Origin of the sequence: Microbispora sp. H10949 (genome assembly GCF_014161435.1) — a bacterium.
Classification (GTDB): domain Bacteria; phylum Actinomycetota; class Actinomycetes; order Streptosporangiales; family Streptosporangiaceae; genus Microbispora; species Microbispora triticiradicis.
Genome location: NZ_JABBWZ010000011.1, coordinates 43,405 through 57,516 on the forward strand (window position 1 = coordinate 43,405; position 14,112 = coordinate 57,516).

At 73.4% G+C, this 14,112-nt stretch carries 10 protein-coding genes; 6 read left to right on the top strand and 4 right to left on the bottom strand.

Annotated elements, in window-relative coordinates; all coding sequences use genetic code 11:
- Positions 1 to 123: 123 nt before the first annotated feature.
- The gene (locus HHX40_RS26840) at positions 124 to 1,500 is read right to left on the bottom strand and encodes a glycoside hydrolase family 5 protein (protein ID WP_182882810.1); all 1,377 of its coding nucleotides are present in this window, start codon (positions 1,498 to 1,500) and stop codon (positions 124 to 126) included.
- Between the two features lie 233 nt (positions 1,501 to 1,733).
- Here HHX40_RS26840 and HHX40_RS26845 point away from each other — a divergent pair, with 233 nt between their 5' ends.
- Positions 1,734 to 2,744, top strand: a complete 1,011-nt coding sequence (locus HHX40_RS26845) for a LacI family DNA-binding transcriptional regulator (RefSeq protein ID WP_117408596.1) — start codon at positions 1,734 to 1,736, stop codon at positions 2,742 to 2,744.
- A 26-nt stretch (positions 2,745 to 2,770) separates the two neighbouring features.
- Here HHX40_RS26845 and HHX40_RS26850 read toward each other — a convergent pair whose 3' ends face one another.
- Positions 2,771 to 3,346 carry a GNAT family N-acetyltransferase gene (locus HHX40_RS26850; protein WP_182882811.1) on the bottom strand — a complete coding sequence of 192 codons (576 nt, stop codon included), beginning with the start codon at positions 3,344 to 3,346 and terminating at the stop codon, positions 2,771 to 2,773.
- A gap of 177 nt (positions 3,347 to 3,523) precedes the next feature.
- Between HHX40_RS26850 and HHX40_RS26855 the strand changes: the two genes are divergently transcribed.
- Positions 3,524 to 5,737: an alpha/beta fold hydrolase gene (locus HHX40_RS26855; protein WP_182882812.1), complete on the top strand. Its 2,214-nt coding sequence runs from the start codon at positions 3,524 to 3,526 to the stop codon at positions 5,735 to 5,737.
- 12 nt (positions 5,738 to 5,749) lie between these two features.
- Here HHX40_RS26855 and HHX40_RS26860 read toward each other — a convergent pair whose 3' ends face one another.
- The gene (locus HHX40_RS26860) at positions 5,750 to 6,997 is read right to left on the bottom strand and encodes a CynX/NimT family MFS transporter (protein ID WP_167521649.1); all 1,248 of its coding nucleotides are present in this window, start codon (positions 6,995 to 6,997) and stop codon (positions 5,750 to 5,752) included.
- A 332-nt stretch (positions 6,998 to 7,329) separates the two neighbouring features.
- On the opposite strand from HHX40_RS26860, the gene HHX40_RS26865 reads away from it, so the two are divergent.
- Positions 7,330 to 7,968 carry a copper resistance CopC family protein gene (locus HHX40_RS26865; RefSeq protein ID WP_182882813.1) on the top strand — a complete coding sequence of 213 codons (639 nt, stop codon included), beginning with the start codon at positions 7,330 to 7,332 and terminating at the stop codon, positions 7,966 to 7,968.
- Positions 7,965 to 9,002 carry a copper resistance D family protein gene (locus HHX40_RS26870; RefSeq protein ID WP_182882814.1) on the top strand — a complete coding sequence of 346 codons (1,038 nt, stop codon included), beginning with the start codon at positions 7,965 to 7,967 and terminating at the stop codon, positions 9,000 to 9,002. Before HHX40_RS26865 ends, HHX40_RS26870 begins: the two co-directional genes overlap by 4 nt.
- Positions 9,003 to 9,008: 6 nt before the next feature.
- Here the strand turns inward: HHX40_RS26870 and HHX40_RS26875 are convergent, their stop codons facing one another.
- A complete protein-coding gene (locus HHX40_RS26875) occupies positions 9,009 to 10,208 on the bottom strand; it encodes a hypothetical protein (protein WP_310738303.1) in 1,200 nt (399 codons plus the stop codon).
- A 167-nt stretch (positions 10,209 to 10,375) separates the two neighbouring features.
- Here HHX40_RS26875 and HHX40_RS26880 point away from each other — a divergent pair, with 167 nt between their 5' ends.
- Positions 10,376 to 13,141 carry an alpha/beta fold hydrolase gene (locus HHX40_RS26880; protein ID WP_182882815.1) on the top strand — a complete coding sequence of 922 codons (2,766 nt, stop codon included), beginning with the start codon at positions 10,376 to 10,378 and terminating at the stop codon, positions 13,139 to 13,141.
- A 5-nt stretch (positions 13,142 to 13,146) separates the two neighbouring features.
- Entirely contained in the window at positions 13,147 to 14,109 is a 963-nt protein-coding gene (locus HHX40_RS26885) for an ABC transporter permease (protein WP_182882816.1), read from the top strand.
- Positions 14,110 to 14,112 lie beyond the last annotated feature (3 nt).

Below are 14,112 nucleotides of genomic sequence, written 5' to 3' on the forward strand. Positions count from 1 at the left end.
TTCGACAGTAGGCGAGTAAGGGCCGTTCAAGAAGGTCACAGACGCGTGGCCTTGCCGCACTGTATCCCGCCGGCCTGCGCCGAGGCGGGAATTCGGGAACGTGCCCCTTCCCGAGTTCGTCGGCTAGCCCGCGGACAGGTTGTCACCGAGGAGCTGGATGAGCGGCTCCCGCCTGGTGCAGGCGGACAGGGCGAAGGAGTCCGCGAGCGCGACCAGTTCGTCGTCGTCCAGCCCGCCGAACAGCTCGGCGTACTCGGGCAGCAGCGCCTGCGCGATCAGGATGTGCCGGATGAGGTCGTCGGTCTGGTAGCGGGCGCCCCAGGGGTAGGGGGTCCAGGAGGGGAACTCGGTGTCGATCAGGCGGTGCAGCGGCGCGAGCTCGTTGGCCGTCTCCTCCATCGTGGAGCCCCACCGGTCGGCGCCGAGACGCTTCTTCTTCGCGATGAACGGCCCGAACCGCTCCATGTACGTCCCGCCGGCGCAGACGAGGCCCTGCAGGCCGACGTCCTTGTAGGTCCAGATGGACCAGCCGGCCCCGTGGGCGTCGAAGATCTCCAGCTGGTCGCTGAGGATCCGGTAGCGCTGCTCGTCCACCGTGGGGTCGCCGGTGTAGACGGGCCCGAACTCGCCGACCCAGATCGGGGTGCCCGTCTCGCGCTGGAACGCGGTGCGGCGGGCGAAGGTGCGCTCCAGCTCCTCGCGGTCGCACCACTCGCCCCGGGTGTAGCCGGGGTACGGCCCGCCGTGGGCGAAACCGGCAAGGGCGTAGTCGTGGCAGACGAACACCGTGTTCTCGTACACCTCCCGGAACACCGAGAAGTCCGTCGAGTAGGTGTTGCCGTCCAGGAAGAGCACGTGGGCGGGGTCGACGGCGCGCAGCGCCTTGACCAGCCGGTCGTAGAAGGGGCCGACCACCTGGCCGCTCGGATCGCCCGGCTCGTTGACCGGGTTGTAGCCGGCCACCCACGGATTGTCCTTGTAGTGGTCGGCCACCGCCTCCCAGAGGTGGACCGCCCGATCCTGAAAGTGCCGCTGCTGCCAGAATGAGGCGACATGGGTGGGGTTGTCGGAGTGCCAGTGCTGGTTCTGCGCCCCGGGGAGCGCGTGGAGGTCGATGACGCTGTAGACGCCGCGCTCGCCGAGCATCGCGACGACCCGGTCGAGGTGGTGGAACCCCCGCTCGATGATCTCCATCGGTCGGTCGTCCGACTCGAAGTGGCGGTAGTTCACCGGGATGCGTACGCAGTTGACGCCCATGTCGCGCAGGAGGTCGGCGTCGGCCTCGGTGAAGAACGAGGTCAGGAAACGGTCGAAGAACAGCTCGTAGCGTTCCTCGCCGAGCACCCCGCGGACCGCCGCGCGCATCGAGGACTCGTTGGCCGAGTAGCCGGTGATGAAGTTCTCCATGTTGAGCCAGCCGCCCAGGCCGACCCCCCGGAGCCGGACCGTGTCACCCGTCTCGTTCACCAGCCGGGATCCGGACACGCGCAGCAGCGTCATCGATTCTCCTAAACCTCGAAACCAGTGGCGTGGCCGGAGGGGCGACGGGCCTGCCTCTCCTCTGTCCGCTTTTGAAAAGTTTCGGCTGATATCCGAATGTTTTCGCGGACCGGAGAATATGTAATACGGTCGTTAAGCGTCAAGAGCATCGCGGGCTTGATCACCTGCGACATCCGCGCCATCAGGAGGTATCCGGTACGGCTCCCCCGAAACTTTCGGCTACGATCTGCACCATGCCAGTGAAAAGGCGGGTGACCATCGCCCAGATAGCGGAGGAGGCCGGGGTCTCCGTTCCGACCGTGTCCAAGGTGATCAACGGCCGTCCCGAGGTGGCGCCGGAGACCCGCCAGCGGGTGGAGCGCCTCCTGCAGAAGCACGGCTACCAGCGCAGGACCGGGCAGGGCGACGGCCCGGTCGGTTTACTTGACCTGGTGTTCGCCGAGATCGAGAGCCCGTGGGCCATGGAACTGGTGCGCGGGGCCGAGCAGGCCGCGCACGAGGCCGCGGCGAGCGTGGTGATCTCGGTGCTGCACACCCATGCGGGACCCGGCCGCGACTGGCTGGAGCGCATCGCGGCGCGGCGGACCGACGGCGTCATCATCGTCAGCTCACGCCTCTCCGTGCGTCAGCAGGGCCAGCTCAGCGCGCGTTCGATCCCGTTCGTCGTCGTCGATCCCGAGGGCGAGCCGCCGCCGGGGGTGGCGTCGGTCGGCGCGACCAACTGGCACGGCGGCCTGGCGGCCACGCGTCACCTCCTCGACCTCGGCCACACCCGGATCGGCATGATCGGCGGCCCGCCCGACATGCTCTGCAGCCGGGCCAGGATCGACGGCTACCGGGCCGCGCTGGAGACCGCGGGGGTGTCCATCGACCCCGAGCTCATCCGGTACGGCGACTTCCTGGTCAACTCGGGCCACGACCACGGCCACTCGCTGCTCTCGCTGGAGACTCCCCCGACCGCAATCTTCGCGGGCAGCGACATGCAGGCGTTCGGCGTGTTCGAGGCCGCGCGCCAGCGCGGCCTGCGGGTGCCGGAGGACCTCAGCGTGGTCGGCTTCGACGACCTGCCGCTGTCCAGTTCCGCGTGGCCGCCGCTGACCACCGTACGCCAGCCTCTGGAGGAGATGGCGGCCCTCGCCGCGCGGATGGTGCTGGCCATGGGCCGCGGTGAGAACACCGAGGCCCGCAGGGTCGAGCTGTCCACCGATCTGGTGATCAGGGAGAGCACCGCCAGGCCGCGATGAGAAATGGAGCCGACTCGGCCGGGCCGTTACGCTCCGGCCGCCCGGGAGGCGAGCCACTGCTCCCGGGTGATCTCGTACTCGACTTCGCCGAGATGACTCCCGGGGAGCGGTTCCTCCCAGTCCGGGTGGAACGTACGGACGTACCGCATGCCGATCGCGGTCATCGTCGCGCGGGAGGCGGTGTTGACCGCCATCGTCTCGGCGAACACGCGGGACAGCCGAAGGTCTTCGAAGGCGTGCCGCACCAGTTCGCGGGCCCCCTCGCCGGCGAGCCCCTGACGCCAGTGGCGGCGCAGGAGCCGGTAGCCGAGTTCGGCCTGCCCTTCGACCGGACCCTGGTCGGCGCGGGTGGGCGGCTCCAGGATCCACCAACCGACGAACCGCCCGTCGACGAGACCGGCCCAGAAGCCGAGCCCGGCGACGCGCTCCGCGGCGGCGAGTCTCCGGCGGTGGAGCGCCTCGACCTCCGCGCGGTCGCGGGCACGGCCGGTGATGTAACGCATGACCTCGGGGTCGGCGTCCAGTTCGATCTCGTCTTCGAGGTGCTCGTCGGACAGCGGGACGAGTTCGATCCGGCCCGTACGCAGTGTCGCCTGGGACATGGGGCGCATTCTCGCGCTCCGGCCTCCTCCCGGTCATCCGCTTTCCCGGACAGGGAGCCGGCGGGCGTTTCGGTGATCGTCCGACCGGCGGCGCATGTGGCGAATGTGGGCGGGATGACCAACGGACACGCTAAGGTTTCTGCCGATATCGCCGGGTTCGCGGGACGGGGCTGACGGTTGCGTAGTTTGCGCGGAGCGGCCGTCGCGGCATTCGTCGCGGCCCTCATGCTGATGGAAGGTCCGGGGTCGGCGGCCCTGGCGGCGCCGGTGTCCGGCCGGCCCGGGGCCGCGACGGCGGCCGGTGCGACGGCCGCCGGGGCGTCCGCCACGGCGCCCGTCGAGGAGCGGCCCTGCCCGGTCACCGTTCCCGCCGGCACGACGTGTGGTTATCTCCTGGTGCCCGAGCGGCGTGACGTCCCCAACAGCAGGACGATCAAGGTCGGTTACGCCGTGCACCGCGCCGGAGGAGAGGCGCCAGGGCAGGTCACAGGGCAGGCGGGCGCGCAGGACGCCGACCCGGTCGTCTACATGAGCGGTGGCCCCGGCTCCGCCTCTCTCCAGCTCACCGGGCTGCTGACGCAGATGCTTCCCGGCCGCGACGTGATCGTGCTGGAGCAGCGCGGGGGGCGCTACTCCGAGCCACGCCTGAGCTGCCCGGAGATCGTCGAGGGGATCGTGGACACCCTGCGCACCCCCGGCCCGACCGCGGACGAGACGGCGGCGGTCGTACGGCGGGCGGCGGCCTGCCAGTCCCGGCTGGAGAGCGAGCACGTCGACCTGCGCGGCTACCGGACCGCCGAGATCGCGGCCGACATCGTCGACCTGCGGTCCGCGCTCGGCTACCGGCGGTGGTACCTGTTCGGCGTCAGCTACTCGACCCGCCCGATGCTGCGGGCGGCGGCGCTCGATCCCCAGGGCAGCCGAGGGATCGTGCTCGACTCCCTCCTCCCCCCGCGCGCCCGGTGGTACGACGAGTCCCCCGGCTCGCTCACGGCCACCATGGCGAAGCTTGGGCTCACCAGCCGGTTCGACACCATGGTGGCCGCGCTCAACGCCCATCCGGCCGCGTACGAGACCCGGGACCCGCTGACCCGCAAGCGGCTGACCGTGTGGCTCAACGGGGACGACGTGGCCACGATCCTGGGTGAGGCCCTGCACGAGACGGACGTGATCCCGGTCATGCCGGCTCTCGTCGACGGGCTGGCCGCGGGGCGCACCGAGCTGCTGCAACCCCTGGTCGACCAGGCCGGCGACGGGCTCACCTCGCACGAGTGGGGCCTGTACTACGCGGTCCAGTGCCAGGACGAGACGCCGGGCAACTCCTTCCCCGGCTCCGCGCACCCGCGGCTGTTCACCGGTGTCGTCGACGCCGCGGTGTGCGGCGCGTGGGGGCTCCCGGCCTCCCGCACCGAACCCGACGCCCTGACCCCCGACCCGGCGGTCACCGCCGTCGGCGCGGACGCCACCATCGCCGGGCGCTCCGCGACCGCGGACACCCGGGGCACGACGACCGGGCACACGACGGCCAGGAGCGCGACAGCCGAGGGCAGGACGGCCGGGCGCACGAATGCCGGAACCGCGAGGGCCGGGGGCAACGCGACCAGGAACGCGTTCGCAGGGCACGCAGCGGCCGAAAGCACGGCAACCACGGGCACGGCAACCACGGGCGCGACAGCCGAGGGCAGGGCGACCGGGCGCGCGACGGCCGGGAGCGCGGCCGCCAGGCGCAGGACAGCCGGGAAGACGACGGCCGGGGGCGGGGTGCCGATCCTGGCGCTTGGCGGGCGTTACGACCCGACCACGCCGCCGGAGGCCGCCCGTGAAGCGGTGTCGGCGGTGCCGGGCGCCCGGTTCGCCGAGTTCGACGGCGTCGGGCACGCGGTCTTCCTGTCGAGCGAGTGCGGCCGCCGGACGATCGCCGCGTTCCTGGCCGACCCGGCCTCGGCCGCCCGGCCCTGCGACCCCGGCGTCGCGCCGTACGCGATGGTCCGGCCGGGCGATCTCCTCCTCACCTCCTCGGTGTACCGCATGCTGCGGTCGCCCGCTCCGCTCGCGATACCCGCGGCGTTCCTCCTCGTGGCCGCCGTACAGCTGCTCGTGGGGCTGGTCTCCCTCCTGCGCCGCCGCGGCGGCGGGCTGAGCGTGCTCGCGGGCCTCGCGGGTGTCGTGCTCGGCGCGCTGTCGGCGCTCAGCCTCTCGGCGATCACCGATCCCGTCGTGCTGGCGATCGGGGTGCCTCCGGCGCTGGCCTGGTTCGGCCTGCTCGCGATCGTCTGCACCGTGCTGTCGGTGATCGAGGCGTTCCGGCTCACCGCCGGCGCCGCGAAGATCGTGCCCGCTCTGACCGGCATGGCGTTCCTCGCCTGGCTGTACGGCTGGCTGCTGGCCTGACGGGCCCGCGGCTCAGCCGATCTCCGGCGCGGCCCGCCGCGCCCGCCCGCTCACGTGCCGGGTCACCAGCAGCATGATCCCGACCGAGGCCACCATGCCCGCCACGATGACCGGCACGGCGGCGCCGTACCCGGAGGCGCCGGCGACGAGGCCGAACAGCGGAGGACCGAGTAGCGATCCGAGGCTGCCCATCTGGGTCACCAGGCCGTTGCCCACGTCGGCGTGGTCGAGCCGCTCCAGCACCTGCGGGAGGGCGGCGAAGACGAGGGCGCCGAGCAGCCCGTTCTCCAGCGAGATCACTCCCGCGCCCGTCACCGCGGCGGCCAGCGACCCTTCGCTGTCGTAGGTGAGCCAGGCGGCCGGCACGACCAGCAGTCCGGACGCCGCCAGCACCCCGAGCGGGACCCTCCGGCGGAGCAGGAGTCCCACGGCCAGCCCTCCCGGCACCCCGACCAGCGAGATCGCCGAGGTCAGGGCTCCGGCGACGGCGGCCGACCGCCCGTGCTGCTCGATCAGCAGCGTCGGCAGCAGCACGATCACCGGGATGGTCACCAGGACCATCAGGCAGAAGGCCACGGTGAGCAGCGCGGGCCACGCCAGCGCCCGCGCGCCGGGCACGGACCCGGCCGCCGTCTCGGGAGCGGACGTCCACGGCAGCCGCGCCCGGACGATCAGCGTCATGACCAGCGTCAACCCGGCGAGCAGCAGGACCCAGCCGCGCCAGCCGAGGGCGGCGCCGGCGGCGCCTCCCGCGAGGGTGCTCAGTCCGATGCCCACCGGGACGAACGTCGCCCAGATGGACAGGGCGACCCCTCGATCCCGCTCGTGCGCGAGACGGAGGATCAGCGCCGGGCAGGTGATGGAGACCAGCAGGTAGCCCGCGCTCTCGGCGACGCGGGACGTCAGCAGCCAGGCGAGGTTTCCGGCGGCCGCGCTGAGCGCGCTCGCCGCCACCATCAGCACGAGAGCGACGACCAGGGACCTCGCCGCGCCGAACCGGCGGACCAGGTAACCGGCCGGCAGCCCGGCGACGGCTCCGAGCGCGACCACCGCCGAGATCACCCAGCCCAGTTGGGACAGCGACAGCCCGAGCTGCGCCGTCATCTGCGGCCCCACCGAGGAGAACTTGCCGAGGCTCGTCGCCGCGGCGACCCCGGCCAGATAGATGACGATGATCGTCACCCATGACGAGCGCGGCGTCGACGCTTCGCTCCGGGCCGGGTCGCGCTGGGACTCGCATGACGAGGGCTGGGGGGTCAAGAGGCTTCTCCTTCTCGCGGTCGTGACGATGGGGCCGGTGACCGTGCCCCCCATGCTGGCCTCCGCCCGGCCCGCGCTCAACAACGGCCCGGCCGTACGCGCCCCGCCCGGGGCGTTCCGGGCACGCGATCAGTGGGACCATGTCAGGGTCGGTGCCCGGCAAAAGGAAGGCAAGGCAGGTGGACCAGGTCGCACGCACCCCGACGTGCCACGACGCCCCGGCCCCGCGCGGTGGCCGGCGTACGGCTGGACGAACCGCCCCGCCCACGCCGGCACGGCTTGTGTCGCGGATGCCCGCGCGGCTCGTGCCGCCGCCCCCGCCCGCTCGGCCCATGTCGCGGGTACTCGCCCGCCTGGCGTCTCCTGCGCTCGCCCTGCTCGTGTGGCCCGTGCTCGCCCTGCTCGCCGTCACGCTGGTCGCGACACCCGCGAGCGCGCACAACGTCCTGGTGTCCAGCGACCCCAAGGACGGCGCCGTACTCGACAGTTTGCCCCGCACCGTCACGCTCACGTTCGACCAGGCGGTGCGTGCGGACTTCGCCCGGATCGCCGTCACCGGACCGGACGGCGGGCACTACGAGGACGGCGATGTCACCGTCGAAGGCGGGAGCATCTCGATCGCGGTGCGACCACCGGCCGCCCCGGGAAAGGCGTTCACCGTCCCCGCCGGGTCGTACGCCGTCGGCTACCGCATCGTGTCGAACGACGGCCATCCGGTCACCGGCACCCTCCGGTTCACCCTGCCGACCGGCTACGTGAACACCGAAGTGGTCGCCGTGGAGACGGTGGACCCGAAGCCCGGCACCGGGCTTTCCGCGGCGGCGGGCGGCCAGGGCGGCGGAGGCTGGGTCTGGGGGCTGCTGATCTTCACCGCGGCGCTGCTGGCGCTGTCCGCCCTCGTCCTCTTCCGGCACGACCGCCGCGTGGCGAGCGCCGCGCCGGGCCACTCCGCCGCCGGGGAGGCCGGATGACCGCGACCACGGAGCGGCCCGCCACCACGGACCGCCGCGCCACGCCCGCCAGGACCCGGATCCCGGTCGCGGGGCTGACCGTGGCGGCCGTCCTCGCCGTCGTGACCGCGACGTGGCTCACCCGTCCGGGGGCGGCGCCGGGCATTCCGATGCCGGGCGCGGTCGTGGAGTACGGCCTGCCGGTCGTCCGGGTCGTCCTCGACCTGGCCGCCACCGCCGCCCTCGGCCTGAGTCTGCTGCCCAAGCTGCTCGGCTTCGACGATCCGGACCGGACGGAGCCCGTCGCCGCCAGGGCACGGCACTGGGCCGTGGCCTTCTCCCTCGTCTGGTGCGCGGCTGCCCTGCTGTCGGCCGTGCTCGGCGCCGCCGAGATCATGCCGGGAGGGGCGCCGGACGTCGCGGCGTACGTGGACGGCATCGGCTCGGGGCAGGGCATGATCGTGAGCGCGTCGTGCGCCCTGGCCAGCGCCGCCGTGGGGATGCTCGCGGTGCGCTTCGGCGAGAAGGTGCCCGCCGAGCTGCGGGTGCTCGTCGCCGGGTTCGGGCTGCTGCCGCTGCCGGTGACCGGGCACGCGTCGAACTGGTACTGGCACGACCTCAGCATGGTGTCGATGGAGCTGCACGTCATCGGCGCGTGCGCCTGGGTGGGCGGCCTGGTCGCGCTCGGCGTGCTGCTCCCGCGCGACCGCGACCTGCTCGCCCCCACGCTGCCCAGGTTCTCCCGGCTGGCGACCTACGCCCTGCTCGTGGTGGGGCTCTCCGGGCTCTTCAACGGCCTGGTCGAGCTCGCGCTCTCGCCCGGCGAGACCCTGCCCGGGTCGCTCGTGACCACCCGGTACGGCTGGCTGGTCATCGCCAAGGCGGTGCTCACCGGCGTGATCGCGCTGCTGGGGGCGAACATCCGCTGGCGGCTGCTGCCGGCGATCGCGCGGCGTGAGCCCACGGCGTTCGCCGCCTGGGCGGCCCTCGAAGTCACGGTGATGGGCCTCGCGTTCGGCGTCGCGGTCGCGCTGACCCGGACGCCCGTCGCCTGAACGTCCTCAGACCGGCGACGTGGAGACGGGCGACCCGGAGTCCGCCGCCCTCTCCCGGGCGTCCCTGGCCTCCGCGTCGGCGGCCGTCAGCCCCTTGCGCCCGGCGAACCACTCGACGGCGTACCACACGACCACCAGCCCGGCGAGCGCGTACGGCCAGGCCTCCGGCGCGTACGGCGGGGCCTCCAGCAGGCGGTCCTGCGCCATCAGGCCTCCGTACACGCCGACGGTGGCGAGCACCCCGCCCGCGAGCGGGCGCAGGAGCCGGATCGGCACCAGGAAGGCCAGGTCGACGCCGATCCCGGCGAGCAGGAAGAAGAACGGGATCGCCGACGGCGGGAACCCGCCGCCGACGAGCAGCGGCCAGATCAGGCAGCGGTAGGCGAGGTACCCCGCGGTGATCGTGGTGGCGGTGAGGCGGCGGCCTGTCATGACCCGGGCGAAGACCAGGATCGCGACGCCGAACACGCCGGCGTAGACGGAGTAGACGGCGTCGGGCACGGGCAGCGAGAACTTGAGCACCATCGCGCGGTCCACGGCGCGGCCCATCTGGTCGGCCGCGAAGTTCAGCAGCGTCGGCTCGGCGTACGGCTGGCCGCGGTCCCACGAGGCCAGCTCCAGCACGCCGTACTCCTGGTGCTGCTCCGGGAAGTGCGCGTTCTCCAGGAAGAACGCGAACAGGCCGCCGAGCACCAGGGCGCGCCGCCCGCCGGAGATCTCGGCGTAGCGGCCCGAGCCGAGGTACCAGCCGCGGATCACACCCGCGAGCATCAGCGCGGTGCCGACGAACAGCAGCGCGTGAGAGGGGCTCCAGGCGGTGATGTCGATGCCGTTGACCCGGTGGTTGATCAGGTCGAGCGGGATGGCGATGAGGAAGACGCCGGTGCCCCACACGATCAGGCGGGAGGACGCGCGGTCCACCCCGTAACCGGTGTACCAGTGCACGATGGTCAGCGCGACGGCGATCGCCGTGCCGACGGTGTTGAGCAGATGCGGCGGGGCCAGGTCGTCGCGCAGCCACCTGAAGTGCCACGACACGTCCCAGCTCGACCCGAGCACCTTGAGGACGAACGCCGCGAGCCAGCCAGCGTAGAGCACCCGGAACAGGTCGGACGGGGTCTGCCTGCCCGCCTCCCCCCGGGTCCAGTAGGGAAGGGCCCACTCGACCACGCGCGTGGGGACTTGCTTCAGCGGCGTTCCGTTCACGCGCGAAATGATGCCGTCCCCCAAGGTCAGGCGCAATCAGGGATTACCCCGATGCATCATCACGATTCGTATGCCGAGGGAGGCCGCGCCCGGTGTCGCGGGCCGGTTGTCCACAGGCGCGGCGGGCTCCTCAGCCCGCTCTCAGGTGCGACAAGTAGCATCGCGATATGACGTTTCCGGGTGGGCGGCGTGCCCTCGCGATCGTGGTCACGCTGGTCATCCTGGTGGCCGGAGGGGTGGCGTGGGCCCTGTGGCCCTCCGGCCCGGCGGTGCAGGGGCGCGATCTCGCCATCCCCGTCGTCGACGGGCCTTCGGGCGACCAGCGCGTCGATCTCGACGCCACCTTCTATCCCCCCGCCTCCGGCGGCAGGGCCCCCGCCGTGCTGCTCGCCCACGGCTTCGGCGGCAGCAAGGACAGCATGCGCGAGCAGGCGGAGCGGCTCGCCGGGCGCGGTTACGCCGTGCTGACCTGGTCGGCCCGCGGGTTCGGCCGCTCGACGGGTCAGATCGCGCTCAACTCCCCCGACTACGAGGTCAAGGACGTGCGGGGGCTGGTCGACTGGCTCGCCGCGCGGCCCGAGGTGCGTCTCGACGCCCCCGGCGACCCGCGCGTCGGCATCGCCGGCGGCTCGTACGGCGGGGCGATCGCGCTGATGGCGGCGGCCTACGACAGCCGGGTCGACGCGATCGTGCCCCAGATCACCTGGTACGACCTCGCCGACGCGCTCTTCCCCGACGCCTCGGGCGCCGGGCCGGCCAACGGCGTGTTCAAGAAGATGTGGGCCGGCATCTTCTTCAGCGCCGCCGCCGACCGGCTGGCCCCGGACGGCGGCCTCGGCGCCGGGGGGCTCGGAGCCGGGGGTCTCGCCGGCCTCGCGGGCGCCGCCGCCGGCAGCGGCGGCCGGGCACCGGGCACCGGCGAGCAGGGGCCCGGCGCGCCCTCGCCGGAGGCCGGTGCGGCCACCGCGAGGCCCGGGGACACGGCCGCCCCGCAGACCGGCCAGGGGTCCGGGCAGCGGACCGGGCCGGGCGGCACGTCGGGGGGCGGGGAGGCGGAGCAGGTCCAGTGCGGGCGGTTCCGGCCGGAGATCTGCGCGATGTACCAGAAGGTGGCCGAGACCGGCAGGGCCACCAAGGAGGCGGTCGACCTCCTCCGGCGGTCGAGCCCGATCTCCGTGCCCGGCCGGATCAAGGTGCCGACGCTTCTCGTGCAGGGCCAGCGCGACTCGCTGTTCCCCCTCTCCCACGCCGACGCCAACGCCCGGGCCATCGCCGCGACCGGCGCTCCCGTGGAGGTGGCCTGGTTCAACGGCGGCCACGACGGCGGCGACGGCGAGGCGGACTGGCTGTCCGACCGGACGGCGGGCTGGTTCGACCGCTATCTCAAGCGGTCCGGCTCCCCCGCCGACGCCGCCTCGGCCGCGTTCACCGTGACCCGGGACGGCGGACGCGACCCGGGCACCCGCCGCCCCGTGCTCCTGCACGCGACCGCGGGCCGATACCCCGGCCTGGCGGGTGGAGAACGCACCACGATCGCTCTGCACGGCGCCGCCCAGCCGGTCGCCAACCCCGCGGGCGGGTCGCCGGCGTCGATCTCGGCGGTGCCCGGCCTCGGCGGGCTGCTCGGCGGCGCCGGCGGAGGTGGCGGAGGCGGCGTGTCGGTCGCGCTGGACATGCCGGGCCAGGCGGCCGTCTTCGAGTCCGCCCCGCTGGCCCGGCCCACCCAGGTCACCGGCAGCCCGGCCGTCCGGATCAGGGTCTACGGCACGGGCGAGGCCACGCTGTTCGCCAAGCTCTACGACGTCTCCGGGGGGTCGCTCCCGGTGCTGCCGTCCGGCCTCGTCGCGCCGCTGCGGGTGACCGCGAGCGAGGCGGGCACGCCGGTCACGGTGACGCTCCCGGCCGTCGACAGGCGCTTCGACGCCGGGCACCGGATGCGGGTGGTGGTGTCGACCACCGACCTCGGCTACGCGACACCCGCCGCCCCCGCCGTCTACCGGATCGGGCTGGAGTCCCCGGCGCTGGAGGTCCCGGGGTTCGCGGCGCTGCGGACGCCCGCCACCGGCCCCGCCTGGTGGACGTGGGCCATGCCGCTCGCGGCGATCCTGATCGCGGCCGTCCTCCTGCTGACCGGCCGGGCCGCGAGGCGCGACCCGGCCCCTACCGGCGACCGGGCCGCAGACGCCGGGCCGGCCGAGGTGCCCCTGGTGATCAGCGGGCTGGTCAAGCGTTACCGCAACGGCGAGAAGGCGGTCGACGGCCTGTCGTTCCGGGTCGAGAAGGGGCAGGTGCTCGGCCTGCTCGGGCCGAACGGCGCGGGCAAGACGACCACCATGCGCATGCTGATGGGTCTCATCCATCCCGACGAGGGCGAGATCCGGATCTTCGGCACCCGCGTGGCGCCGGGGGCGCCCGTGCTGTCCCGGCTGGGGTCGTTCGTCGAGGGGCCGGGGTTCCTGCCGCACCTGTCCGGGCGGGCCAACCTGGAGCTGTACTGGCGGGCCACCGGCCGTCCGCCTCAGGACGCCCACCTGGAGGAGGCGCTGGAGATCGCCGGGCTCGGCGCGGCCCTGGGCCGCGCGGTGCGCACCTACTCCCAGGGCATGCGGCAGCGCCTGGCCATCGCGCAGGCCATGCTCGGCCTCCCCGACCTGCTCGTGCTCGACGAGCCGACGAACGGCCTCGACCCGCCGCAGATCGCCGAGATGCGCCGGGTGCTCAGGGCGTACGCCGAACGGGGGCGCACGGTCATCGTCTCCAGCCACCTGCTCGCGGAGGTCGAGCAGACCTGCACCCACGTGGTCGTCATGCATCGCGGGCGGCTGGTGTCGGCCGGACCGGTCGGCGACCTGCTCGGCACCGCCACCACCGCCAACGGCGCCGGCCCGCGCCTGGAGGACGTGTTCCTCGACCTGATCGGAGAGCGCCGTTGAGCCCGATGGATCGACCGGCCCCGGACGTGGCCGGAGAAGCCCCCGCCGCCGGGCGGGCCGTCCGGCACGACGGGCCGGACGCACACGGGAGCGACGCGGACGGCCACACGCCCGGACAGGCGGCGGCCGCGCACGCGCCCGGATACGCGCCGGGACGCACGCTGCCGCTGCGGGTGGAGTTCGTCCGGCAGTTGCGCCGCCGCCGGACGATGGCGATGTTCGGCGTGCTGCTCGCCCTGCCCTGGGTGCTCGTGGTGGCGTTCCAGTTCGGCCCGGCCGGGCGGGGCCAGGGCAGCCTGCGGCTGTCGGACCTCGCCACGGCGGGCGGGCTCAACTTCGCGGCGTTCGCCCTGTCGGTGTCGGCCAGCTTCCTGCTGGTCGTCGCCGTGGCGCTGTTCTGCGGCGACACGGTGGCGAGCGAGGCGAGCTGGTCGTCGCTGCGCTACCTGCTGGCCGCCCCGGTCCCCCGCGACCGGCTGCTGCGCCAGAAGCTGGTGGTGGCGCTGGCGTACTCGGCCGCCGCGGTGACCGTGCTCCCGCTGATGGCCCTGCTCGCCGGCACGCTCGCCTTCGGGTGGAACGACATCACCGTGCCGGGGACGGGCGAGGTGATCCCCGCCGCCGACGTGCTGCCGAAGTTCGCCGTCGTGATCGGGTACGCCATGGTCAGTCAGCTGGTCGTCGCCTCGGTGGCCTTCCTGCTGTCGGTGACCACCGACTCCCCGCTCGGCGCGGTCGGCGGCGCGGTCGGCCTGGTGATCGTCAGCAGCATCCTCCAGGCGGTCGAGGCGCTGGGCTCGCTGCGCGAGTTCCTGCCCACGTTCTGGAACGCCGCGTGGCTCGACGCCCTCGCGCCGGAGCCCGAGTACGGCGGCATGGTGAAGGGCGTGGCGATCTCGGTGACCTATTCGGCGATCATCGTCGCCTTCGCCTTCCGCCGCTTCCGGCGCCGGGACGTCGTCTCCTGACCA

Excerpts from the sequence above, each read along its gene's own strand:
- HHX40_RS26865 (WP_182882813.1), top strand. The coding sequence starts at position 7,330 with ATGTCGCGGGTACTCGCCCGCCTGGCGTCTCCTGCGCTCGCCCTGCTC.
- HHX40_RS26880 (WP_182882815.1), top strand. The coding sequence starts at position 10,376 with ATGACGTTTCCGGGTGGGCGGCGTGCCCTCGCGATCGTGGTCACGCTG.
- HHX40_RS26840 (WP_182882810.1), bottom strand. The coding sequence starts at position 1,500 with ATGACGCTGCTGCGCGTGTCCGGATCCCGGCTGGTGAACGAGACGGGT.
- HHX40_RS26850 (WP_182882811.1), bottom strand. The coding sequence starts at position 3,346 with ATGTCCCAGGCGACACTGCGTACGGGCCGGATCGAACTCGTCCCGCTG.
- HHX40_RS26870 (WP_182882814.1), top strand. The coding sequence starts at position 7,965 with ATGACCGCGACCACGGAGCGGCCCGCCACCACGGACCGCCGCGCCACG.
- HHX40_RS26885 (WP_182882816.1), top strand. The coding sequence starts at position 13,147 with ATGGATCGACCGGCCCCGGACGTGGCCGGAGAAGCCCCCGCCGCCGGG.
- HHX40_RS26845 (WP_117408596.1), top strand. The coding sequence starts at position 1,734 with ATGCCAGTGAAAAGGCGGGTGACCATCGCCCAGATAGCGGAGGAGGCC.